The 25652-nt window shown below is 44.2% G+C and carries 16 protein-coding genes; 5 read left to right on the plus strand and 11 right to left on the minus strand.

The window, feature by feature from the left end; translation table 11 throughout:
- Nucleotides 1-7 precede the first annotated feature (7 nt).
- The 3 genes from DBR43_RS23935 (at nt 8) to DBR43_RS23945 (ending at nt 11772) form a co-directional block, all read left to right on the plus strand.
- The gene (locus DBR43_RS23935) at nt 8-8701 is read left to right on the plus strand and encodes an MBG domain-containing protein (protein ID WP_124585587.1); all 8694 of its coding nucleotides are present in this window, start codon (nt 8-10) and stop codon (nt 8699-8701) included.
- A 36-nt stretch (nt 8702-8737) separates the two neighbouring features.
- Nucleotides 8738-9628 carry a PorP/SprF family type IX secretion system membrane protein gene (locus DBR43_RS23940; RefSeq protein ID WP_124585590.1) on the plus strand — a complete coding sequence of 297 codons (891 nt, stop codon included), beginning with the start codon at nt 8738-8740 and terminating at the stop codon, nt 9626-9628.
- A gap of 368 nt (nt 9629-9996) precedes the next feature.
- Nucleotides 9997-11772: an aminopeptidase P family protein gene (locus tag DBR43_RS23945; RefSeq protein WP_124585592.1), complete on the plus strand. Its 1776-nt coding sequence runs from the start codon at nt 9997-9999 to the stop codon at nt 11770-11772.
- A 486-nt stretch (nt 11773-12258) separates the two neighbouring features.
- Here the strand turns inward: DBR43_RS23945 and DBR43_RS23950 are convergent, their stop codons facing one another.
- From DBR43_RS23950 to DBR43_RS23985, 8 genes are all read right to left on the minus strand, one after another.
- Nucleotides 12259-13047, minus strand: coding sequence for an SDR family oxidoreductase (locus DBR43_RS23950; RefSeq protein WP_124585594.1), 789 nt, complete (start codon nt 13045-13047; stop codon nt 12259-12261).
- Nucleotides 13048-13054: 7 nt separating this feature from the next.
- Entirely contained in the window at nt 13055-13888 is an 834-nt protein-coding gene (locus DBR43_RS23955; RefSeq protein WP_124585596.1) for an amidohydrolase family protein, read from the minus strand.
- Nucleotides 13875-14732: a fumarylacetoacetate hydrolase family protein gene (locus DBR43_RS23960; RefSeq protein ID WP_124585598.1), complete on the minus strand. Its 858-nt coding sequence runs from the start codon at nt 14730-14732 to the stop codon at nt 13875-13877. The genes DBR43_RS23955 and DBR43_RS23960 overlap by 14 nt, the downstream gene beginning before the upstream one ends.
- Nucleotides 14733-14742: 10 nt before the next feature.
- A complete protein-coding gene (locus DBR43_RS23965; protein WP_124585600.1) occupies nt 14743-15507 on the minus strand; it encodes an SDR family NAD(P)-dependent oxidoreductase in 765 nt (254 codons plus the stop codon).
- 9 nt (nt 15508-15516) lie between these two features.
- On the minus strand, nt 15517-17175 hold the full coding sequence (locus tag DBR43_RS23970; protein ID WP_124585602.1) for a UxaA family hydrolase: 1659 nt from the start codon (nt 17173-17175) through the stop codon (nt 15517-15519).
- 6 nt (nt 17176-17181) lie between these two features.
- Nucleotides 17182-17514, minus strand: coding sequence for an L-rhamnose mutarotase (locus DBR43_RS23975; RefSeq protein ID WP_124585604.1), 333 nt, complete (start codon nt 17512-17514; stop codon nt 17182-17184).
- A complete protein-coding gene (gene fucP / locus DBR43_RS23980) occupies nt 17507-18763 on the minus strand; it encodes an L-fucose:H+ symporter permease (RefSeq protein WP_124585606.1) in 1257 nt (418 codons plus the stop codon). Before fucP ends, DBR43_RS23975 begins: the two co-directional genes overlap by 8 nt.
- An 84-nt stretch (nt 18764-18847) precedes the next feature.
- Entirely contained in the window at nt 18848-20992 is a 2145-nt protein-coding gene (locus tag DBR43_RS23985) for an alpha-L-fucosidase (protein WP_124585608.1), read from the minus strand.
- Nucleotides 20993-21392: 400 nt separating this feature from the next.
- On the opposite strand from DBR43_RS23985, the gene DBR43_RS23990 reads away from it, so the two are divergent.
- Nucleotides 21393-22412, plus strand: a complete 1020-nt coding sequence (locus tag DBR43_RS23990; protein WP_124585609.1) for an SDR family NAD(P)-dependent oxidoreductase — start codon at nt 21393-21395, stop codon at nt 22410-22412.
- Nucleotides 22413-22526: 114 nt separating this feature from the next.
- Entirely contained in the window at nt 22527-23348 is an 822-nt protein-coding gene (locus DBR43_RS23995; RefSeq protein WP_124585611.1) for a helix-turn-helix domain-containing protein, read from the plus strand.
- A 52-nt stretch (nt 23349-23400) separates the two neighbouring features.
- On the opposite strand, the gene rfbA is transcribed toward DBR43_RS23995, so the two are convergent.
- From rfbA to DBR43_RS24010, 3 genes are read right to left on the minus strand one after another with little or no spacing between them, the layout of a single operon-like run.
- Complete coding sequence (rfbA, locus tag DBR43_RS24000; protein WP_124585613.1) at nt 23401-24261, minus strand: glucose-1-phosphate thymidylyltransferase RfbA; 861 nt, start codon at nt 24259-24261, stop codon at nt 23401-23403.
- Nucleotides 24262-24284: 23 nt separating this feature from the next.
- On the minus strand, nt 24285-24860 hold the full coding sequence (locus DBR43_RS24005; RefSeq protein ID WP_124585615.1) for a DUF3109 family protein: 576 nt from the start codon (nt 24858-24860) through the stop codon (nt 24285-24287).
- A 5-nt stretch (nt 24861-24865) separates the two neighbouring features.
- The gene (locus DBR43_RS24010) at nt 24866-25642 is read right to left on the minus strand and encodes a DUF3108 domain-containing protein (protein ID WP_124585617.1); all 777 of its coding nucleotides are present in this window, start codon (nt 25640-25642) and stop codon (nt 24866-24868) included.
- Between the last annotated feature and the right edge of the window lie 10 nt (nt 25643-25652).

Raw genomic sequence — 25652 nt, forward strand, 5'->3', positions numbered from 1 at the left:
CTCTCACATGAAAAATTTATCCCTCCGCTTTTTTGCGGCTTTATTTATCATCTGCTTCTTTTGCTTTTCTGCAAAAAAAAGCGCAGCTCAGTTAACTCCCGGAGATTTTGCTATTGTAGGCTTTAACGGGAACTCAGCAACAGTAAATCTGGCTATTGTAGCCTTAAAAGTGATCCCTTCGGGTACGGTACTTAAAATTACAGATCAGGGCTGGGACCAATCCGCATTGGTCTCAAATGGTTCTGACGGGCTCATTACCTGGACTACTACCAGCAGCATTCCAGCCGGAACGATATTTAATATTGCCATCACTGGTGGAGCCTCTCCAACCGCTACAGGACTTGAAGCCTATGGAACTGCTACCGCTACGGGCTGGACCACAGGAACAGTCGTTGCTGGTGGTGGAGACAATTGGTTTCTTTATAGCGGTAGCGATGCCAGTCCGAACTTTATCTACGGATTTGCGAACTGGTCTACTGCACTACCTGGCACCAATGCTCCTGATCCTACTACAGGATGGCAAGCAGCAGGAACCGTTACTGCCGCCGTTTCTTACCTGCCAACTACGCTTGCAGCGGGAAATTTTTATGTTACACTAACAATTGCAGGTACTCCGCCAACAGGTTATCACGGAGATTTTAACAATTACTCAGGTACACTTATCGGAACAAAAGCCTCCATCCTGACCGCAATTAATACAAAATCGAACTGGACCACTACAGAACTGCTTGCCAACAAAAAATCTCTGGATCCAGGTGGAGCAGCCTTTCCGGGTGTTAACCCTATTTTTCAACTCGGAACAAACGTTAGCAGTGTAACTTCTTCTACGGCTAACGGGACGTATAAAATTGGAGATCTTATCACCATTAATGTCACTTTTTCAACTATCGTAAACGTAACCGGAACACCGCTGTTGAGCCTGAACACAGGCGCTAATGCTTCTTATAGTGATGGAACCGGAACAAATACCCTTACCTTTAATTATACGGTCGCCAGTGGACAAAGCACTCCTGATCTTGACTATGCATCTACCACCGCACTCAGCCTCAATGGAGGAACAATCAAAGATGCCGGAAGTACCGATGCCACCTTAACCCTGGCTGCTCCCGGAGCTGCAAACTCCCTGGGAAATAACAAAGCGATTGTCATAGACGGGATCACTCCTACTATCGCCTCCGCTAATTCAACCACCGCCAATGGCGCTTATAAAGCAGGTGATCTGATTAACATCAACCTGAATTTCACTGAAGCCGTTACGGTAACCGGAACACCTCAACTTGCATTGAACTCCGGTGCAACTGTTAATTATACCAGTGGTTCGGGTACATCCACCCTAACCTTTAATTATACCGTAGGACCAACAGATGCCAGTGCAGATCTGGATTATATCAGCACCACTGCCCTCAGCTTAAATGGCGGGACCATCAAAGATGCTGCCGGAAACTCAGCAACCCTGACACTAGCTGCACCCGGAGCTGCGAACTCTTTAGGCGCAAACAAAAATATTGTCATCGACAACACCGCTCCGCTAGTCAGCTCGGTTAACTCCAGCCTGCCAAACGGAACCTATAAAATCAATGATGTTATCCCGGTAACGATCAATTTCTCTGAAGTGGTAACCGTAACAGGAACACCAACACTGGGACTCAATTCTGGTGGAACAGCAAGTTATGTTAGTGGATCAGGAAGCTCAGCCTTGGTATTTAACTACACGGTAGCCCTTAACCAAAGCATCGCCGACCTGGATCAGGCCAGCACAACGGCGCTTGCACTTGCAGGCGGAACGATTAAAGATGCAGCTGGCAACAATGCCACCCTAACCCTGGCCGCTCCGGGAGGCGCAGGATCTTTGGGCGCAAACAAAGATATCGTCATCAACACCACAACACCAACCATAACCAGCATCACCAGAGTAGGCAATGCTACGATCAATGGCACTTCAGCACAGTTTTTAGTGACTTTCTCTGAAAATGTAACCGGTGTCAATACCCCGGATTTCAGCATTACCTCTACCGGAATTACGGCTCCTGCGGTTACTTTCGTCTCGGGAAGTAACAATACCAGAACAATCACCGTAAGTACCGGAACAGGCTCGGGAACCTTAAGACTGGACCTTAAAACTACCGGAACAGGAATCATCAATACCATTGGAAACGAAATCCAGGGAGGATATACTGCCGGAGAGGTATATACCATCGACAAAGCCATTCCAACCCTAACCACTGTAACCATTGCTTCCAATAATGCCAATACTACAAAAGCAAAGACAGGAGACGTGGTTACCCTGAGCTTCACCGCATCTGAGGCCATCGGCACACCAGTGGTGAGCATTTTTGGAAATACCGCTACGGTTACCAATACTACTGCAAACGACTGGACAGCAACTTATACCACACTAGCCACAGATGCCAATGGTGTCATTCCCTTTAACATCGCCTTTGCTGATGTTGCCGGAAATGTCGGAACTGCAGTAACGGCAACCACCAATGCCAGCAGTGTGACCTACGACAAAACCGTTCCAACCTTAACTACGGTAGCCATTGTATCTAACAATGCTTCAAACCAAACGGCCAAAACAGGAAATATCATTTCCTTAAGCTTTACTGCTTCCGAAGCCGTTGCCCTTCCTGTAGTAACCATTGCAGGAAACCCGGTAGTCCCTGTTTCTGCAGGTGGAAACAGCTTCACTACTGCCTATACCTTAACCGGAACAGAAACAGAAGGTGCTATTTCATTTAACATCGCCTTTACAGACCTTGCAGGAAATGCAGGAACAGCTGTAACTGCAACCACCAACAGCAGTAGTGTCACTTACGATAAAACAATTCCAACACTCACTGCAGTAACCATTGCTTCAAACAACCTGACCACGAGCTTAGCAAAAGCAGGAGATGTCATCACCCTGAATTTTACCGCTTCAGAAACCGTTACCACACCAACGGTGACCATGGGCGGAACTGCGGTAACCCCGACCAACAGCGGAGGAAATAACTGGACAGCAACCCAAACCGTATCAGGACTCACTCCTGAGGGAGTCCTTGCCTTTAACATTGCTTTTTCAGATGTTGCAGGAAATGCAGGAACCCCGGTAACGGCAACTACCAACAGCAGCAGTGTGACTGTCGACAGAACTGCTCCTGCCGCCCCTACAGGCCTGGCAGCTACTGCAGGGAATACACAGAACACCATTACCTGGAATGCAAGCCCGGCTCCGGATCTTGATAAATACATCCTGTATGCAGGAACAACCATTAACCCAACTACAGCCATTCAAACCATTCCGGCTGGTACTTTAACCTATACCCATACCGGATTAACCAATGGCATCGGCTATTTCTACCGCATCTCTGCTGCAGATTTAACAGGAAATGAAGGTGCCAGATCGGGAAATATTACTTCTGTACCTAAAGGAGCTCAAACCATTACTTTTAATCCGCTTGCCGCTTCAGTTTATGGAGCCACGCCGATTACCATGACTGCTACGAGCAGCTCAGCATTGCCGGTAACCTATACCTCCAGCAATACTGCTGTAGCCACCGTATCGGGAAGCACAGTAACCATCCTGTCAGCAGGAACAACGACCATCACCGCTTCACAAGCAGGAAACTCTGCCTTCCTTGCAGCCACTCCGGTAACTCAGGACCTGGTTGTAGACAAAAAGGATATCGCAGTTGCCGCGGTTGTTCAAACCAAGGTATATGGTGCCGCTGATCCGGCATTGACTTACACGTTCAGTCCGGCTCTTGTCGGCCTTGATACCTTTACAGGTGTCCTGGACCGCGCAACGGGAGAAAACATTGGCAACTATGCCATTGGACAAGGAACACTTGCTTTAAACGCTAACTACACCCTTACCTTTACCTCTGCAGACCTGAGCATTACTGCTAAACCGGTAACTGTAACCGCTGCTGCTCAAACCAAAATCTTTACTGCAGCTGATCCGGCATTCACTTATACTTTCAGTCCCGCACTAATCGGTACGGATACCTTTACCGGTAATCTGGACCGCGCAGCAGGTGAAGATGTAGGTACTTATGCCATCGGACAAGGGAACCTGAGTTTGGGTACGAATTACCAGATTACTTATGTACCGGCAAATCTGACCATTACTTCCAAAACCATTACCGTAACTGCAACCGCTAAAACCAAAGTTTATGGCGATACTGATCCGGCACTGACTTATACTTTCAGTCCGGCACTAAACGGAACAGATACCTTTACCGGGAACCCGGACCGCGCAGCTGGTGAAAACATTGGTAACTATGTCATCGGACAAGGAACATTAGCCTTAAACAACAATTACACCCTGAATTATACGGCTGCTGATTTCAGCATCACGAAGAAAACAATAAACGTAACGGCTACTGCAGGTAATAAGGAATACGGCACAACAGATCCGGTATTTGCTTATACTTTCAGTCCGGCACTAATCGGAACAGATACCTTTACCGGGAACCTGGACCGTGCCATCGGCGAGAACATAGGAAACTATGCCATCGGTCAGGGAACTCTTGCTTTAAGCAACAATTACACCCTTGCCTTTACTTCAGCTGATTTCAGCATCACTAAAAAAACAGTGAATGTAACCGCAGTCGCCAACACCAAAGTGTATGGTGCCGCTGATCCGGTATTCACTTATACGTTCAGTCCGGCACTCATCGGAACAGATACCTTTACAGGTGCCCTGGACCGCGCAACGGGAGAAAACATCGGCAATTATGCCATCGGACAGGGAACATTAGCTTTAAACAGTAATTATACCCTTGCCTTTACTTCAGCTGACCTGAACATTACCGCTAAACCGGTAACTGTAACCGCTGCTGCTAAAACTAAAATCTTTACCGCCGCTGATCCGGCATTTACCTATACGGTAAGTCCTGCCCTGATCGGAACAGACACCTTTACAGGTAACCTGGACCGTGCTGCCGGTGAAGATGTTGGTACTTATGCTATCGGACAAGGGAACCTGAGTTTGGGTACGAATTACCAGATTACTTATGTACCGGCAAATCTGACCATTACTTCCAAAACCATTACCGTAACTGCAACGGCTAAAACCAAAGTTTATGGCGATACTGATCCGGCACTGACTTATACTTTCAGTCCGGCACTAAACGGAACAGATACCTTTACCGGGAACCCGGACCGCGCAGCTGGTGAAAACATTGGTAACTATGTCATCGGACAAGGAACATTAGCCTTAAACAACAATTACACCCTGAATTATACGGCTGCTGATTTCAGCATCACGAAGAAAACAATAAACGTAACGGCTACTGCAGGTAATAAGGAATACGGTACAACAGATCCGGTATTTGCTTATACTTTCAGTCCGGCACTAATCGGAACAGATACCTTTACCGGTAACCTGGACCGTGCCATTGGCGAGAACATCGGAAACTATGCCATCGGTCAGGGAACTCTTGCTTTAAGCAACAATTACACCCTTGCCTTTACTTCAGCTGATTTCAGCATCACTAAAAAAACAGTGAACGTAGCCGCAGTGGCTAAAACCAAAATCTATGGTGCAGCTGATCCGGCGCTCACTTATACGTTCAGCCCGGCACTCATCGGAACAGATACCTTTACCGGTAACCTGGACCGTGCCACTGGCGAGAACATTGGCAACTATGCCATCGGTCAGGGAACATTAGCTTTAAACAGCAACTACACTCTTGCCTTTACTTCTGCAGACCTGAACATTACCGCTAAACCGGTAACTGTAACCGCTGCTGCCAAAACCAAAATCTTTACCGCCGCTGATCCGGCATTCACCTATACGGTAAGTCCTGCACTGATCGGCACCGATACCTTTACCGGAAACCTGGACCGTGCCCCGGGTGAAGATGTTGGTACTTATGCCATCGGACAAGGTAACCTAAGCCTGGGTACAAACTACCAGATTACTTATGTACCGGCCAATCTGACCATTACTTCTCAAGCCATTACCGTAACTGCAACTGCTAAAACCAAAGTTTATGGCGATGCAGATCCGGCGTTGACTTATACGTTTAGTCCGGCATTAAACGGAACAGATACCTTTACCGGTAACCTGGACCGCACAGCGGGCGAAAATATCGGCAATTATGCCATTGGACAAGGAAGCCTTGCTTTAAGCAGCAACTACGCCCTGAATTATACTCCTGCTAATTTAAGCATCACTAAGAAAACAGTAAACGTAACGGCCACTGCCGGTAATAAGGAATACGGAACAACAGATCCGGTATTTGCTTATACTTTCAGTCCGGCATTAATCGGAACAGATACTTTCACCGGAACGCCTGACCGTGCTGCAGGTGAAAACATCGGAAACTATGCCATCGGACAAGGAACCCTTGCTTTAAACAACAATTATACCCTTGCCTTTACTTCAGCTGATTTCAGCATCACTAAGAAAACAGTAAACGTATCGGCAGTGGCTAAAACTAAAGTATATGGAACAGCAGATCCTGCATTCACTTATACTTTCAGCCCGGCACTTATCGGTACCGATGTATTTACTGGTAACCTGAACCGCACCACCGGCGAGAACGTTGGTAACTATGCCATCGGTCAGGGAACATTAGCGTTAAACAGCAATTACACCCTTGCCTTTACTTCTGCAGACCTCAACATTACCACCAAACCGGTAACCTTAACTGCAGTCGCTAAAACCAAAGTATACGGAACAGCAGACCCTGCATTAACTTATACCTTCAGCCCGGCATTGATCGGAACAGATACCTTTACAGGTAACCTGGACCGTGCTCCTGGTGAAAATATCGGCAGCTATGCCATCATCCAGGGAACAGTAACTGCTGGTCCGAATTACCTGATTACTTATAACCCGGCTAACCTGAGCATTACCACCAAAGCACTTGCGGTTACTGCGGTTGCCAAAAACAAAACCTATGGGGATACTGATCCGGCACTGACCTACACTTTCAGCCCGGCATTAATCGGAACAGATACCTTTACAGGTAACCTGGACCGCGTGACAGGTGAAAATATCGGTAGCTATGCCATCACTCAGGGAACAGTAACTGCCGGTCCGAATTACCTGATCACCTATACCCCTGCCAACTTAAGCATCGGTACAAAAACCATCAGTGTAACTGCAACTACTTCAGCCAAAACCTATGGTGCTGCAGATCCTGCATTAACTTATACCTTCATCCCGGCACTGATCGGAACAGACACCTTTACCGGAAGTCTCAACAGGATCCCTGGTGAAAACACAGGAGTCTATGCCATCAACAAAAATACCCTGGCACTAAGCACTAATTATGTGTTGAACTATACTGGTGCCAACCTCACCATTAACAAAGCTCCGCTCATCATTACTGCTGAGGATAAAGTGAAATTCGCCGGAACAGCGAATCCGCAACTTACCGTTAAATACGATGGTTTTGTCAATGCAGAAACACCTGCAGCACTGACCAGCCAGGTAGTGATCAGCACAACAGCAACCACGAACAGCCCGATCGGAACTTACAGCATCGTTCCTTCCGCAGCTACTTCCGGTAACTACCAGATCAGTTTTGTAAACGGAACATTAACCATCAGACCAGGTGCACCAACAAACATCCTGCTGGCGGGAACTACCATTTATGAAAACAGTCCGGCTGGAACTCCGGCAGGAACCATCAGCAGTACTTCTGATGATCCGGCTGCAACATTCGGCTATACCCTTGTCTCAGGAACGGGTGATACCGACAATGCTTTATTCAGCATCTCAGGAAACAACCTGCTGACCGCAGCAAGCCTGAACTTTGAAAACAAGCCCAGCTACAGCATCAGGGTGAAAAGCACCACACAATATGGTTTCAGCCTGGAGAAAGCCTTCAACGTCAGCATCAGCGATGTCAATGAAGTACCAACACTGGATGCCATTGCAAGTCAGACCATCTGCTATACCACTGCAGCTCAGAATGTAGCCTTAACCGGTATCACTGCAGGTCCTGAATCTGCACAAACCACTACTGTTACAGCAATCAGCAGCAATAACAACCTGATTCAAACCATCACTGCAACACAAACCGGCAGCAATGGAAACATCAGCTACCGCGTGAGAAGTGGTGCTTCAGGAACTGCAACCATTACAGTGACCGTAAAAGACAATGGTGGAACAGACAACGGAGGGGTAGATACCTACAGCAGAACCTTTGTCATCACAGTAAATCCTTTACCGGTAATCGCAATTACTGCTGACAACGGCAATAACAATGGTCCAGCAGGTACAGAGGTCAGCAAAGGTGAAAGTCTGAGACTGACTGCTACAGGTGGCGTTTCTTACGTATGGTCTGCACACAGCAGCATCATCAGCGGGCAAAACACCGCAACACTGACCGTAAGGCCTAGAGAAACCACTACCTACACGGTAACGGCAACCAATGCCAGCGGATGTACAGATTCCAAAACCTTTACGGTAACAGTGGTGGAAGACTATGCAAAAGTAAAAGCCACCAATATTTTATCCCCTAACGGAGATGGATACAATGACAAATGGGTGATTGACAATATCGATTTCTATCCGAACAATGAAGTGAAAATATTTGATAAGGCAGGAAGACCGATCTTTAGTAAAAAAGGGTATGACAACAACTGGGACGGAACCCTTAACGGAACCGCACTGGCAGAAGGCACCTATTATTACGTGATAGACTTCGGTACCAGCCGCCCGAAATTCAAAGGCTTTATCACCGTGATCAGAGAGAATTAAGATTAACCCCTTATTTAAAATAAAAACATCATAAAGATGAAAACGAAATATAAATTCTTAGCAGCAGTACTTATGGTTTTTACCATAAGTACTAAAAGCCAGGCACAGTTAAACCCACTGGCAGCGCAATATTACAGCAACCAGTACCTCATCAACCCGGCCTTCGCCGGCAGCACTGAAGGGATGAAAATCAATGCCGCCTACCGTAAATTATGGAGCAATGTTCCCGGATCACCGCTTACCCAAAGCATCACCGGCGACTATGGTTTCAATAAAGTTGGTGTAGGACTAAACGTTTATCATGAAAGTGCAGGTCTGCAAAGACAGATCAGAGTGGTGGGAAGTTATGCCTATCACCTGAAGCTCAATGAAAAAAATGACCAGTTACATTTCGGAGTATCCCTGGGTTTTATGAACCAGCGCCTGGAAACCACCGATATCTATGGTAATCCAAATGATCCTATGGTAGGTCAGTACAACGACAGAAAGACCTATCTGGATGGTGATTTTGGAATCGCTTACACTTCCGGTAAACTTAACCTGCAAGCTTCCATTCCAAACCTGAAAAGCGTGCTTAAAAAGGATGTGATCAAACTTGCGGATGTAACGACCTTTTATGCCGCAGCAAGCTATAAAATGAATATCAGTGAAGGATTGAACGGTCTGGACCTGGAGCCTAAAGTAGCTTACAGAGGTGTTAAAGGTTTTGACAACATCTGGGATGCTGGTGCACAACTGGAGATCGCCAATAAGCAGGTATTCATTATGGGACTATACCACAGTACAGAAAGTGCCACTTTCGGTCTGGGCATGGACTTCAGAAAAAAATACCTCGTGAGCGGAATGTATACCACACAAACATCTGCTTTGAGCGGATACACCAACGGCAGTTTTGAACTTAACCTGAGACTGAGTTTAGGCAGATAGAAAACACTGTTTTTTAGGAAAACACATTTTAGCAAGGGAGGATTCAATCAGAATTCCTCCCTTGTTTTATTTAGGGGTAACCAGTCTCAGCATCCGGAAGAAGCGGTAATGAAGCCATCCCTGCATTCATTGCCCAACCCTGATCACCCTTAATTTTCCGGATGGTTATCCACAATCAATTAAATCCATAAACAAATGAATACAGGCAACTTAACACCATTACACACATGGTTATCAACACAACTTGTGGATAACATAAATCCTTTTTTAACACCAGATTTCTTTATTCAGGGGCAAAAAATAAGCTATATACAGGAATTAAATTCCATAGATTTGCATTAACGCGATGAGCTAATAAAAATTAAACCATGACATATCAGGAAAAATTAAGCGAGATACGTAAACAAATGAAGGCCGACAACATACAGGCTTACATTATCCCTTCAGCAGATCCACATATCAGTGAATACTTACCCAACCATTACAAGTGTATTCCTTTTGCTTCCGGCTTTACAGGATCGGCAGGAACCTTAGTCATTACCCATGATTTTGCAGGTCTGTGGACAGACTTCCGCTATTTCGAGCAGGCGACCGAACAATTGGAAAACAGCGGCTTTGAGCTGGTTAAACAAAAAATACAACATGCTCCGGAATACATTCAATGGCTGATAGAAACACTGGACAAGGGGGCAGTTGTCGCAACAAATGAGAAACTCCTTTCTATCCTTTTAGGAGATCTCCTTGTGCAACAATTCTCCATCAAAGACATCCGGCTTAGTGATAAAGATTACCTTAGTCCTATCTGGGAAAACAGACCAGCCCTACCTGCAGAAAAAGCCTTCCTGATCGAGGAACAACACATCGGACAGTCTGTGGCTGCTAAACTATCGGAAGTCAGGGCTGAGCTTCAGAAAAAGAATGCAGCGTACCACCTGATTTCTTCCCTTGATGATATGGCCTGGTTATTCAACATCCGTGGAAAAGATGTGAGTTACAACCCTGTTGTACTTAGCTTTGCCTTAATCGGTCAGGACAAAGCCACCATTTTCATTAATCCTGATAAACTCAGCACTGCTGAAAAGGAATTACTTGCTGCGAGCGGAGTTCAGGTGATGCCTTATGAAGACATCGAATCTGCCTTATCGGCCGTTCCTGAAAACACCGCTATTTTTATTGATCCTAAACGCAATTGCTTCGCCTATGCAAAACTATTGCCGGCATCGGTAAAAGTGATCAAAGACACCAATCCATCCACCAACCTAAAAGCCGTTAAGAACGAAACAGAACTGGCCAATACCCGTATCGCAATGGCGAAAGACGGCGTTGCCATCACACGTTTCTTAAAGTGGTTATCAGAAAACATAGGCAAAATCACCATTACCGAACTTTCTGCCGCTGCCGAACTGCGTAAGTTCAGGGCTGCACAGGAAGGTTTTGTGGGCGATAGCTTCAATACCATCAGCGCTTATAAAGCGCATGGTGCCTTACCTCATTATGGCCCATCTGAAGAAAGTGATGTAGAAATAAAAGAAGAAGGTTTGTTCCTGGTAGATTCCGGAGGTCAGTATTTTTATGGTACAACGGACATTACCAGAACCATTCCGATGGGAAACAATACCGAAGAAGAAAAAACAGATTATACGCTGGTGCTAAAAGGAATGATTGACGGCTGTAAACTGCGCTTCCCTAAAGGAACCTGTGGTTATCAGATCGATGCCATCACCCGCAGGCCATTATGGGATTATGCCATCAATTACGGACACGGGACAGGACATGGCGTTGGTTATTTCCTAAATGTTCATGAAGGTCCTCATACCTTCAACCCAACCGCTGTTCCTGTAGCCATAGAGCTTGGAATGATCACTTCTATTGAACCGGGAGTATACCGTCCTGGGAAACACGGCGTTCGTATAGAAAACCTCGTAAACACGATTAAAGACGTTACTAACGAATTTAATGAATTCTATGCCTTTGAATCTTTAACCATCGCTCCGATCAGCACAGCTATTGTGAAAAAAGAATTATTGGAACAAGGACAGATAGATTGGCTGAATAACTATAATGCATTGGTATTTGAACGTTTAAGCCCACTTCTAAATACGGAAGAGGTTGCTTGGTTAAAAGCATATACTGCCGCAATTTAGTTCCGGAATATTGCCCGGAGAGATTAAATCATAAAAAGGTGTATATTATTCGAAGGCTGGAATCTTTTGTCCTGAAAAAGGACAAAACTTCCTAAGGCCTTCTCACAACATACACCTTTTTATTTTTAATACTTTATAAAGAGTTACTGATGAAATTCAGCTCAGAAACCGGGTTAAAGTTTTACATCGCTTCTGAAAGAAATACTCAGCAAGCTTAAATAATCACCGGTAATTTATCCAAACTACCTTATCAGACTTTCTTTTCAATTCTCAAAAGAAATCACTCAATCAGACTAAGTAAACATCAATTATTTATCCAATCTGCTTAGCAAAATTCCTTTCCCTCTATCCTTCCCCCTCATTGCGAGAACCGCGAATACAGGTTCTGCGTTTTGCAAAAAAAATCCAATGTGCTTAGACGACATCCAAATGTTTTGCCCTTCAGCGAAACATTTGAGGAGGAGAAGTACATTGGATTTTTTTAAATTAAAGCGGGCTGATAGAGCGGTCGAGATGCACATAACCTCCATCGACATATACCAACTGCCCGGTCGTATGACTCGATGCCTCAGAAAGCAAAAACACCGTTGCATTCGCAATCTCTTCAGCCGTTGTCATCCTGTTCCCAAAAGGAATTTTCGCCTTTATGGAAGCTAGTTTCTCTTCAGAATTAGGAATAGAATTGATCCAGGTCTGATACAATGGCGTATAACACTCCGCAACAATTACAGAATTCACGCGGATTCCATAAGGCAGGAGTTCAACAGCCCATTCTCTCGTTAACGCATTTCTACCACCATTAGATGCTGCATATGCAGAGGTTCCCCCCTGTCCGGTATCTGCTACCTTTGAACCGATATTGACAATCGCTCCTTTAGATTTTTTAAGTGCCGGTAAAGCATGGTGTGCCATCAGGTAATAATGGATTACATTCTTGTGCAGGCTTTCCAGAAAGCTTTCATAGTTTCCGCTTTCCAATCCTACGCCGTCATTTACCCCTGCATTATTTACCAGTCCGTCAATTCTGCCATATTTCTCCAGAACAATTTTAATCGCCTCTTCACTAGCAGAAGGATTCGTTAATTCGGCGACCAGCTGAAAGACCTTTCCACCTTCTGCGATAATATCATCAGCAAGGCGTTGGTTATCTGCTTCATTCCTTCCTACGATCACAGGTGTAGCTCCTTCTTTTGCCAGTAACCTTACAATAGCTTCACCAATACCTTTGGCTCCACCAGTTACGATGACTACTTTATCTTTTAATTGCAGATCCATTGATTGCTTATTTTAAGTTATAAAAGTGAGTTGCGTTTCCTCCCCAGAACAGGTTCTGTTCATTTTCAGAGAGTTTTGCAATATAATTTTCCATGACGTTCAGTACCCTTCCATAATCACCTGCCAGCAGGCAAACCGGCCAGTCTGAACCGTACATCACCCTTTTGGCACCAAAAGCTTCAAACACTATATCCAGATAAGGATCAAAATCCTTTGCTTTCCATCGCTTCCAATCTGCTTCTGTTACCATTCCGGATACTTTACAGCTTACATTTTCATGTTTCGCCAATCCTTTTATATCTTGCTCCCAGTCTGCGATGCTGCCCTCTTTAATTCCGGGTTTAGCGATATGGTCCAGCACAAAGGGCTGATCCGGAAACCTTGCCGCCAGTTCTGTTGCATATTTAAGCTGGTGTGGATAGATGAGGATATCGTAGGTAAATCCGAATGTTTTCAGTTTACTGATTCCGTTTACAAATTCCGGCTTCAACATCAAGGCAGGATCAGCTGCTCCCTGAAGGATCTCTCTGAAGCCTTTTAGCTTTTCATGCCTGCTTAATGTCGCCAGCTGATCAGCAATGTCTGCCGCCTGCAGGTCCACCCAGCCTACTACTCCTTTAATAAAAGAATGCGTTGCTGCATGTTTCAGCTGGAATTCATTTTCCTTCTGACTTTGATCTGATTGCACCACTACACACCCATCAAAATTATAATGGTCCAGAATGGGCTTCAGATGCTGAGGCAGGAAATCATCCCGGAGCACATCCATCTCGTCTGTGATCCAGGCATCTCTTACCTCATCATAGTTCCAGAAGTGCTGGTGGGAATCAATTTTTAACATAGTTCTTTACCTGCTGTCTGGAAGTTCCAAGGCCATCAATACCAAGCTCAACCACATCTCCTTCTTTAAGATAAACAGGCGGTTTAAAACCTAAGCCTACACCTGCCGGAGTACCTGTAGAGATCACATCACCTGGTAATAAAGTCATAAACTGACTTACATAAGCCACTACAAAAGGAACATTAAAGATAAAGTTAGACGTATTTCCATCCTGCATTTTCTGACCATTTACCGTCAGCCACAGGCGAAGGTTGTTCACATCAGCCAATTCATCAGCAGTTGCCAGAAATGGACCTAAAGGAGCGAAGGTATCACAACCTTTTCCTTTATCCCAGGTTCCGTTTCTTTCGATCTGGAACTCTCTTTCTGATACATCATTGTGCAACACATAACCCGCAACATAATCCAGCGCATCCGCTTCTTCTACATAGGAAGCTTTTTTACCGATCACCACTGCAAGTTCTACTTCCCAATCCGTTTTTACGGAATTTTTAGGAATGATGATGTCATCAAAAGGCCCAACCAAAGCGGTAGTGGACTTCATGAAGATCACCGGTTCCGGTGGAAGAGGAGCATTTGTTTCTTTTGCATGATCTGCATAATTAAGGCCGATACATACAATTTTTGAGGGACGTGCTACCGGAGAGCCCAGGCGGGTATCCGCAGGTACTACCGGCAATTCCGTTTCATTATCTTTCACAAAAGCAGACAATCTTTCCAGCCCGTTGTTCTGAAAAAACTGCTCATTATAATCTTCGCCAAAAGCGGAAGTATCGTACCAAATATCGTTTATAATTACACCGGTCTTTTCCTGATCGGCGGCTCCCCATCTGATTAATTTCATTCTTGTGTTTTTAATTATTTAATTTAATAAATCCTCCATCAAGGGGATAATCATTTCCGGTAATAAATCCTGCTTCTTCTGAACACAGGTACAGCGCCAGTGAGGCTACTTCTTCAGGTTTCCCCATCCGTCCTACAGGCTGACTTTTAGACAATTTCTCAAAGACTTCTGCCTCCTGACCCGCGTAGTTTTTAGCAATAAAGCCATCTACGAAAGGCGTATGTACCCTTGCCGGAGAAATGCTGTTGCAACGGATGCCATCAGCCATATAATCCCGCGCTACAGAGAGCGTCATTGCAAAGATGGCCCCTTTACTCATCGAGTACGCAAAACGGTCTGTAATCCCTACCACAGCTGCTATCGAAGCCATGTTTAAGATCACTCCTGATCCACTTTTCTTTAAAGCCGGGATTCCGGCATATAAGCAGTTATAAGCCCCTTTTACATTCACGTTGAATACTTTGGTGAAGTCTTCCTCACTTGTCGTATCTGCCTTCCCGATATGGGCAATACCTGCATTATTTACTAAGATATCAATTTCTCCGATCTGGCCGAAAGTATTGACTACCGCTTCCTGATTGCTCACATCACAACCATAGGCCACAGCAGCTCCACCTGCAGCTTCGATCTCTGTTACCGTTTGTTGTGCCGCATCCGCATTCAATTCAATGATGTGCACCTTGGCGCCCTGTTTCGCAAAAAGCATGGAAATGGCTTTACCTATTCCACTACCTCCACCTGTAATAATTGCTGATTTTCCTTTTAAACTGAACATATTTTATTGCTATAATGAAACGCCTCTTTTCCATGGGATAAAATCATCCTGGTTGAGCAATACTGCTTTCGGAGTAATTTCCCCGCTGGCAGCTTTGATGCAATATTCCAGAATTTCAATGCCCATCTCTTCAATTGTTTTCTCTCCGCGGATGATCGCACCCGTATCGATGTCAATGATGTCACTCATCCTTGTCGCCAGTTGCGTATTGGTAGCCACCTTGATCACCGGACATACCGGATTTCCTGTTGGGGTTCCCAGACCGGTAGTAAACAAGATCAGGGTTGCACCACTTGCTGCTTTTCCTGTCGTCGCTTCCACATCATTTCCCGGAGTACATACGAGGCTTAATCCTGGTTTGGTTACCGGCTCCGTATAATCCAGAACATCCACTACCGGTGAAGTTCCTGCTTTTTTTGCCGCTCCGGTACTTTTTATTGCATCCGTAATCAGGCCATCTTTAATGTTTCCCGGCGAAGGGTTCATATGAAAGCCCGAGCCTACTGCATGTGCCTGCGCATCGTATTCCTGCATCAGGCGGATAAATTTATCGGCAGTAGGTTTATCCACGCATCTGTCGATGATGTTCTGCTCTGCACCGCATAATTCCGGAAATTCGGCCAGCAGTACTTTAGCACCTAAAGCCACCAACAGATCGGAAGTATAACCTACCGATGGGTTGGCAGAGATTCCGCTAAAACCATCACTTCCACCGCATTTCACCCCTACACACAACTCGCTGAGTGGCGCCGGGGCACGTTCTATTTTGTTAATTTCTGTCAGGCCGACAAAGGTTTTGAGGATCGCTTCTTTAATCAGTTGCTCCTCACTCTGACTTTGCTGCTGTTCAAAAATTAAGATGTTCTTATCGAATGCAGGATTTCTTTTCTTTACATCATTCAGCAGGTCCTGTGTCTGCAAATGCTGACAACCCAGACTTAGCACCGTAATTCCGGCCACATTGGGATGGTCTGCATAAGCCGCCAGCAGGTTACTCAGCAAAGCGGAATCCTGTCTCGTACCGCCACAACCTCCCTGATGGTTCAAAAATTTAATCCCATCTACATTTTTAAACACCCTGTTTTTTGCGGGCTGTACCGCCGAAAGACTATCCAGCTGAAAGGAAGCAATACTTTCTCCTTCATTGAAAGCATTCAGCAACTGATCCGTAAACAGCCTGTATTTATCCGTTACTGCGTAACCCAGGGTATGGTATAAAGATTCTTTGATCACATCCAGGTTTCTGTTTTCACAGAATACGGTAGGTACAAACAACCAGTAGTTTGCTGTCCCTACTCTTCCATCTTTACGGTGATAGCCGTTAAAAGTACGGTTAACAAAGGCAGAAACATCTGGTTTTTGCCACTGATAATTTACGTCTCTGAAACTATAATCCTGCGAAGCATGATGAATGTTCTCCGTGGTCATCAGACCTCCTTTAAGAATCGGAGTAGTGGCTTTTCCAACCAGGACCCCATACATCAGCACCTCCTCGTCTACCTTCAGGTCTGTGATAAAGAATTTATGTTTTGCACGGATATCATCCTGTAAGATGATCTGTGAATTGTTCCATTCGATGACCTGTCCTTTAGGTAAATCCTGTAAGGCTACCAGAACATTATCATCCGGATGGATTTGTAAAAAACTACTTTTAGTGCTTGCTGACATTACCCTTTATAATTGAAATATTTTATCCATCATCATCCATTTCTCACCGGGTTTAGCTCCCGGTACTGCCTGTTGATATTTCCACATTAATGTTTCCCATTCCTGTACCTTTTCATTTCCGGCATCCATGGCTGCTTTTTGCTCAAAACTAAAGTCCTCATTCACCTCCATGATCATGAACAGGCGGTTACCTGTCCTGTAGATCTCCATATTCAGAATTCCCGAGGTTTTGATACTTTCTATAATCTCCGGCCAAACCGCCTTATGCATTTCCTCATATTCTGCGATCAGCTGATCATCCGCTTTCAAATCCAGCGTTAAATAATATTGCTTACTCATAACTTTTATTTTCAATCACCTTATGGCCTTTTATGCCAAACAGGAATACCACTACAAAACAGATTAAAGGGACAATATATCCCACTTGAATATTGTGCGTCAGATCACTGATATAACCCATTACCGGAGGTAATATGGCACCACCAACGATAGACATAATGATTAAACTACTTCCAAACTTGGTATCCTTACCAAGGTCTTTAATCCCAAGAGAAAAGATGGTTGGGAACATGATCGACATAAAAAAGGCAATTCCTATTACCGCATACAACGCAATAGTTCCACTGGATGTTATGGCTACGATACATAAAATGACATTAATTAAAGCATAGACAGACAGGAGTTTTCCTGCGCCGATGAACTTCATCAGGAAGGTTCCGAAAAACCTGCCAATCATAAAAGCCATTCCCATTCCGTATCCCGCATATTTTGCGGCCTGTTGCTCGTCTATTCCTGCCGCTTTGGTGGCATATAAGATGAAGAAGCTAAATACACAAACCTGTGCCCCTACGTAGAAAAACTGCGCGGCAACAGCCCAGCTTAGGTGACGGTGTGCCAGGGCATGAAAGATCCCTGTTTTCTCTCCTTCTTTTTGTTCTGTTTCTTTAATCTCCGGCAGCTTTAAGAAAGCGAAGATAATGGCAATCACCAGAATGATGCTTCCCAGAATCAGGTATGGTAACTTCACACTGGAAGCTTCCGAGGCTAAAGCCACCTGTTTTGCAGATTCCGTCATTGCGCTCAACTCTGTATCTGAATATCCTTTTGTCAGAATAATCTTCGCTCCGATAATTGGTGCCAGTGTTGCAGCCAGTCCATTAAATGACTGCGCGAAATTCAAACGAAAGGTCGAGGTTTCCGGTGGCCCGAGTAAAGAGGCATATGGGTTTGCTGCCGTTTCCAGAATGGTCAGTCCGCAGGCAATGATAAAAAGTGCAATCAGGAAGAAAAAATACAGCTGCGTATTTGCCGCGGGAATAAATAGAAAAGACCCTATTGCAAACAACAGCAAACCTATGATGATACCTGTTTTGTATCCATACTTTTTCATGATAAACCCTGCAGGTAATGCCATCAGGAAGTAAGCAATAAATACCGCGGAATCCACCAGTGAAGCCTGCAGTGTAGAAAGACTGAACGACTTCTTCAGGTGAGGAATAAGGATTGGATCAAGATTGTGCACGAAACCCCACATAAAAAACAGGGACGTGATCATGATGAATGGAAAAAGGTATTTATTTTTAGTCATTGGTTTAATTTTTTGGTTATCCAAAGGACGCGAATTATGTTACATTTTATTTTATGATTTTATCATATCATTAAATGATTTTGGCTACTTTCTATGCAATTTAAGGGCAACATTTGACAATCCCAGTGTAGTATGCGGCGACAAAGGACGGTGCAGCTGCCAGCTGAAAGGATAGTATTTTCCCTTTTCCATAGTCAGTTCCGGCAGGTCCTTATAATAGATCTGCTGTTTTAAATTATTGCTGATTCCTACAGTGATGTCTTTCTTGTAACCATTGTAAAACTTGACCAGCAATTGGTTCTTCCCTTTTTTCAAAGGCAGCAAAATCACATCATTCAGTTTCGCCTCTTTAAATGGATTGTTGTGCTTGGCCAGGATTTCACCGTTGAGGGTTACAATGACACCATCAGTGCTCGTTATGCCGGCAAGGTAAGACTGATCTGCTTCGGAGTTGATCTCCTGCATCAGATAGATTGCAGTCTCTGTTTCTGCAGGCAAGGTATACTGTTCATTATTCTTCCATTCCGTTTTCTTTGTCCAGGTTTGACCGGTATTTTTCCCCCAGGCAATTCCTGAATTTAGGGCATGAATATCTCCTGGAAAACCATCAATACCAGCACCCGAGGGGCCTGAAAGATAGATTGCTCCCCAGCTGAGACCTCCTGATTTCGGAAGTTCTTCTATTTTCCCATCAGAGAAAGAGACCGCAGAAACTTTTCCGTTCAGCTCCAGGTCAATGGTCTTATTTTTTTCCTGATCTGAGTAATAGATTCTCGGAACGTATTTTCCGGATGCTGTGGCTTGTAAGGTCCAGGATTCTTTGACCGTACTTTGATATCTGGTATTGTAATCAATTCCCGAATTACTGTAGTGCTTAAAGGCATTATGGGAATTAAGGAGAATTTCTTCCTTGTTTAACGCAATGATATTTGCGGGCGGAACCTGATATCCATTCACAAAAGTGATGGCAATTACTTTAAACTCCTTCTGGATGTCCAGACCTTCCGGAACGCTGATCTTTACGCCCGACTGATCCTGTGAGAAAGCAATTTTTTGTTTTGCTTCTCCAAGAACAGCTATGCTTTTGATCTTGCCCTGGAGTCCGGGTAAGGTAATCTGTCCGTTCTCAGGACGCTCCAGCAAGTGTAAAAAAATCTTGTTGGTTTTGCTCGTTAAGCTCCCCCATTTAAAGGAGATATGAAAGGGATCCGGATCAGCAGCATAAATTGCTTCTCCATTTTTATCCAGCCACTTTCCTATTTTCAGCAATACATCCTTTTCAAAATCTACCACGCTTCCATCTCCCTTAGGGCCAATATTTAACAAAAAGTTTCCGCCCCTGCTCACCACACGAATCAGGCTCGTTAACTTTTCTCTTGTTTTCTCCTCCTCGCTTCCGCGATTCTGCCAGGAACGGTAGCTCCAGGTTTCATCAAAGAAAGAAGCAGGAGATTGCCATGGTACGCCAATCGTATAATCGGGTTCCTGGTTATCCCCCATCACATTAAAGTCGCCCATATCGTTTCCAATCCGGCTGCCGATCATACAATCGGGCTGAAGGCGGTGAACCAGATCTCTTAATTCTCTACTTTCTGTTGCACTCTGAGAGCCCATATCAAACCATAGCTCGGATATTGGACCATAGTTACTCAACAATTCTGTGATCTGTTTTTTATTGTATTCCACATGCTCCGGTGTAATGTAATCCGAGTTGCTGCTCGAAATCGGCGAAGCCTGAGGAAAATGCCAGTCGATCAACGAAAAGTACAATCCGAAGCGCAATCCCCCACGTTTACAAGCTTCAGAAAGCTCTTTTAAGACATCTCTTTTATAGGGCGTCGCATCTACCACATTAAAATCAGTGGTATTCGTTTTAAACATACAAAAGCCATCATGGTGTTTAGAAGTGATCACAATAGAGCGCATCCCTGCCTTTTTTGCCAGAGAGACGATAGAATCGGGGTTCCATTTTTCCGGATTAAACCTTTTAGCTACTTTAGCATAGGTATCACTATAGATTCCTGCATGGGCCTGAATTTGCTCACTTAAGCCTTTAGCCACCGGCTTTCCTTCCCATACTCCACCCAACACGGAATAAATGCCATAATGGATAAACATCGTATACTTCTGATCCTGCCAGGCCTTCAAAGCTTTGGGATCATGTTGTGAAAAACTAAAACTGCTCCAAAGCAGGAGCATGAACAGCAGGATGCCTGATTTTTGTTTCATCGTTAATTCTATTTGGATTTAGGTGGTTCTTTTTAAGACGTATTCAATTTAATTAAAAGCGGCTAATTCAAAGAAAGGAAATTGAAGGGGATAAAGTTTTCTGAATTTGTCAAATGATTAAGCGATTTTGGCAGGCATAAGATTGTTACCCAATAAAATGTATTAGCCAGGGATAGAGCATAGCTCCCTTACTCTAAATATACCCCTTCAGGTACAATGAGCATTTATAATGTCCTGTTTTCATGGTATGATACCCGAAAGGGTATAAAAGTAAATATCTTTCGTCATTATGCACCAGAAAATCAAAAGACCGGTCCTTAAAACAAAGTAAAATAGGTCTTTAAAACAAAGTCGAAAACTTTAACCCCATCTACTTTTGTGTCATCAAAACAAAATTGACATGAAAAAGAACAATTATCAAGGCGCATTACAACAACCGCTAGGTTCAGGATTTAACGCCGCATCAACAGCAGCTGAGGTGATCAAAGGAATCAATCTCAGCGGAAAAATTGCAATCGTCACAGGTGGTAACGCCGGCATAGGCCTGGAAACCACCAAAGTCCTTGCGGCAGCAGGCGCAACCGTGATTGTCCCTGCAAGGGATATGGAAAAAGCAAAGAAAAACCTCCGGGGTATCCCTAATGTAGAACTGGAAACAATGGACCTTATTAATCCGGATGCTATAGATGCCTTTGCAGAAAAATTTCTGGCAACAGGCAGGCCATTACACCTCCTGATCAACAATGCAGGCATCATGTGGGTGCCATTGAGAAGGGATAGCCGTGGGATAGAATCTCAATTGGCCACCAACCACCTGGGACAGTTTCAACTGGCAGCAAAGTTATGGCCGGCGCTTAAAAAGGCCAATGGGGCCAGAGTAATCAATGTTTCCTCTTTCGGTCATCAGATGTCAGCGTTCAATTTTGAAGACCCTAATTTTGAGCATCGTGAATATGACACCCTGCTCGGCTATGGCCAATCAAAAACAGCAGGTAACCTGTTTGCCCTTGAACTGGACAACCGTGGTCAGGAATTCAACATCAGGGCATATTCCCTGCATCCCGGTTCTGTTTATGGTACCGACCTTGGCCGGGAAGAGCCCATAGCACTCTTCCAGAAGATGGGTACATATGATGCGGATGGCATCATCAAACAGGAAGTGGCCGCTAAATTAAAAACAATTCCGCAAGGGGCGGCTACAACAGTCTGGTGTGCGGTAAGCCCGATGCTGGACACCATTGGTGGGGTATACTGTGAAGATTCAGACATTGCTGTACTGGATACGGGAACTATTGAACACAAATACGATGAGCCTTCCACATTGCGTGGCGTACAACCCTATGCACTGGATGAAGCCAATGCTAAACGGCTATGGACATTAAGTGAAGAAATGACAGGGCTTAGCTTCCTTACTCAATAACAATTTCCACATCAGTTTACCCGAAAGAAATCCAATTTTGGACAATGAATACCACAAAGGCAATTTTTGTTGTATTTTCAATTTGATAAACCATCAATCAGACCAGTCAGGCATATGGAGCATACCTCGAAATACATCACTCCCGACATCAAGCTTTCCTGTTATGAGGATAAGCTTTTCAAATCGGATATCATATTTGACCACCATATGCTGATTTGGTTCATCTCCGGCGAAACAAAAATAATCCAGGCCGAAGAAAGCCACCACTTTAAAACGGGGGATATTTTTCTAATCCCAAGAAATCAGCCCGCCACGGTCATCAATTTTCCGAAAGACGGTTTACCACATAAAACGGTAGTGATGTTGCTATCCGCAAAAACGCTTCGTGATTTCTACGCAAATATCAACCCGACCACCGGAATTATCCCCATTCCAAAAATCAGAAGTTTCAATAGTCATCCCTTACTCGAAAGTTGCCTGACCTCATTAATTCCTTATTTTGACATAAAGGAACTTCCTGAACACATCGCTGCTTTAAAAATTAAAGAAGCAATCAGCATCCTGAGGGCCATTGATCCTGAAATTGACAGTATCCTGGCAAATTTTGAAGAACCGGGAAAAGTTGACCTGACCAGCTTTATGGAAAAGAACTACATGTTCAACATGACCATGGAGAAATTCGGATACCTCACCGGCAGAAGCATCACCACCTTTAAGCGGGATTTTAAGAAGAGCTATAACACAACGCCTCAAAAATGGCTCACCCAAAAGCGATTGGAACTCGCTCATTACATGATTAGTGAACACCATAAAAAGCCAACGGAGATTATCTTTGAAGTCGGCTTTGAAAACCTGTCCCACTTCTCTTTTATTTTCAAAAAACAGTTCGGTTATGCACCAACTGAATTATTGGAAGGCAGTATAAAAAAGATTTAAGAAACAAAAATGCCCCGGCATAACCGGGGCATTTTTGTTATTCTTTCGACAATTACTTCACAATCTTCAACAGATAAGAACCGTAGCCACTCTTCACCAATGGCGTTGCCACTGCTTTAAGCTGCTCTTTATCAATAAAGCCCATCCGGTAAGCCACTTCTTCAATACATCCGATTTTCAGTCCCTGACGTTCCTCGATCACCTGTACAAACTGGCCTGCCTGCATCAATGAAGCAAAAGTTCCGGTATCCAACCAGGCTGTTCCCCTGCTCAACACGCCAACTTTCAATTTCCCCTGTTCCAGGTAAACCTTGTTCACGTCCGTAATCTCGTACTCTCCACGTGGGGAAGGTTTAATATTTTTAGCGATCTCCACCACACTGTTGTCATAAAAATAAAGTCCTGGAACCGCATAATCTGACTTAGGTGTTACCGGTTTTTCCTCGATAGATACCGCTTTGTTATTTTCATCAAATTCCACTACACCATAGCGTTCAGGATCAGAAACACGGTAAGCGAAAACAACACCTCCATCCGGATCCGAACTCGCCTGCAACAGCTTTGCCATTCCATCTCCATAGAAAATATTATCCCCCAATACCAGCGCTACTTTATCCTTACCGATAAAATCAGCACCGATCACAAAAGCCTGGGCCAGTCCATTTGGATTTGCCTGTTCTGCATAAGAAAACTCACAGCCTAAAGCCTTTCCATCTCCTAATAGTTTCTTAAAATTCGGAAGGTCATGTGGGGTAGAAATGATCAGAATTTCCCTGATTCCTGCCAGCATTAAAGTCGAAAGCGGATAATAAATCATCGGCTTGTCGTACACAGGCATCATTTGCTTGCTCATTACTAGGGTTAAAGGGTGCAATCTTGTACCGCTTCCCCCTGCTAAAATTATTCCTTTCAATTTATATAAGGTTTGGTTTGTATCTATTGTTCATCCTTTTTTAAGGACACACTATTTTCCAGCTCTGCATACCATTCTGCGCCGTACTTTCTAATAAGCGGCCCTTTCAGAAACTGATAAACAGGTACTTTTAATTCTCTACCAAAAGTACAGGCATCATGACAGATGTGCCACCTGTCGTAATTTAAAACTTCAAACTCCGGATACTGTGTTACCCTGATCGGATACAAATGACAGGAAATCGGCTTTTGCCAGTCTACCAGTCCAAGCTCGTACCCTTTCTCAATTCCACATTTTGTGATTCCATTTTCAAATGTCACATACGCACATTCCTTATTCCCATCTACGCAAGGGGTAGTCAGGTCGCCATCCGCATCTACCACAGAAGTACCCTGCTCTTCAATTGCTTTGATTCCCTTCTCTTCCAGCAGGTGTTGAATTTTCGGATAAATATCCCTGAGGATCGCCGTTTCCGCAACATCCAGCGGTGCACCCGCATCTCCCTCCACACAGCAAATGCCTTTACACTTGTTCAGGTTACACACAAAGCTTTCGCTAATCAGGTCCTCGTGCACGAGTGTATTCTGTACTTCTATCATTTCTTTTATTTTACTATTGCCAAAGGATACTTTAATCCATCAGCTGATTTAATTTCCATCGTCACTGCACCCACCAAGATCTCCACCTGAGCCTTTACAGGCACCCTGTTGCCATCATCAGTAATCCAGAGATATAATTTACTGTCTTTCTTGAAAATTCGCCCAGGCTTAATAGAAGGGCTAAATTTCAGACATTTGATTTTTCCTAATTTTGTTTTTACCGTTTCCCGGCCTACAAACTGTATTTCCAGCTGATTGATCTCATCTCCCAGGAAATAATTCACTTTAACCTCATCTCCGATATTCATTTTGGAGATGTCCAGACTTCTGGCAAAATAATAAGTGGATACCAGATCAAAGGTCTGACTGTTTGGCGTTTTAAAAGTCCCTTTTGTGGCCACCACTTTTTGCTCTGCCTGAGAAAACCTCGCTTTATCTTCTCTCCGGTAACTTCCTTCGCGGATGTTTTCCTGATAGAAATAAGGCTTAAGGTTTACTTTATCAATATAGGAATCGTAATGATCCCTGATTTTATAAAAAATGTCAAATGTTCCCGAAGTCGCCGCATCAACAGATAGCTTAAAAGTAGGCTTTCCATCAAATTTAAGATCTGAATCCAGGACCTTCAATGTTCCTTCTGCCGCGGTGATGAAGCCATACCTTAATTTATATTTAAGCACCTCTCCAGCCTGAAAAACGGGTTCTTTAACAAAAGGAAGCTCCTGGGCCATTCCCCTGAAACTTAGTAATGCAATAGTGATGATCAATAATGATTTCTTCATATCAGGGTTA

It is taken from the genome of Pedobacter sp. KBW06, from assembly GCF_003852525.1.
Lineage (GTDB): Bacteria > Bacteroidota > Bacteroidia > Sphingobacteriales > Sphingobacteriaceae > Pedobacter.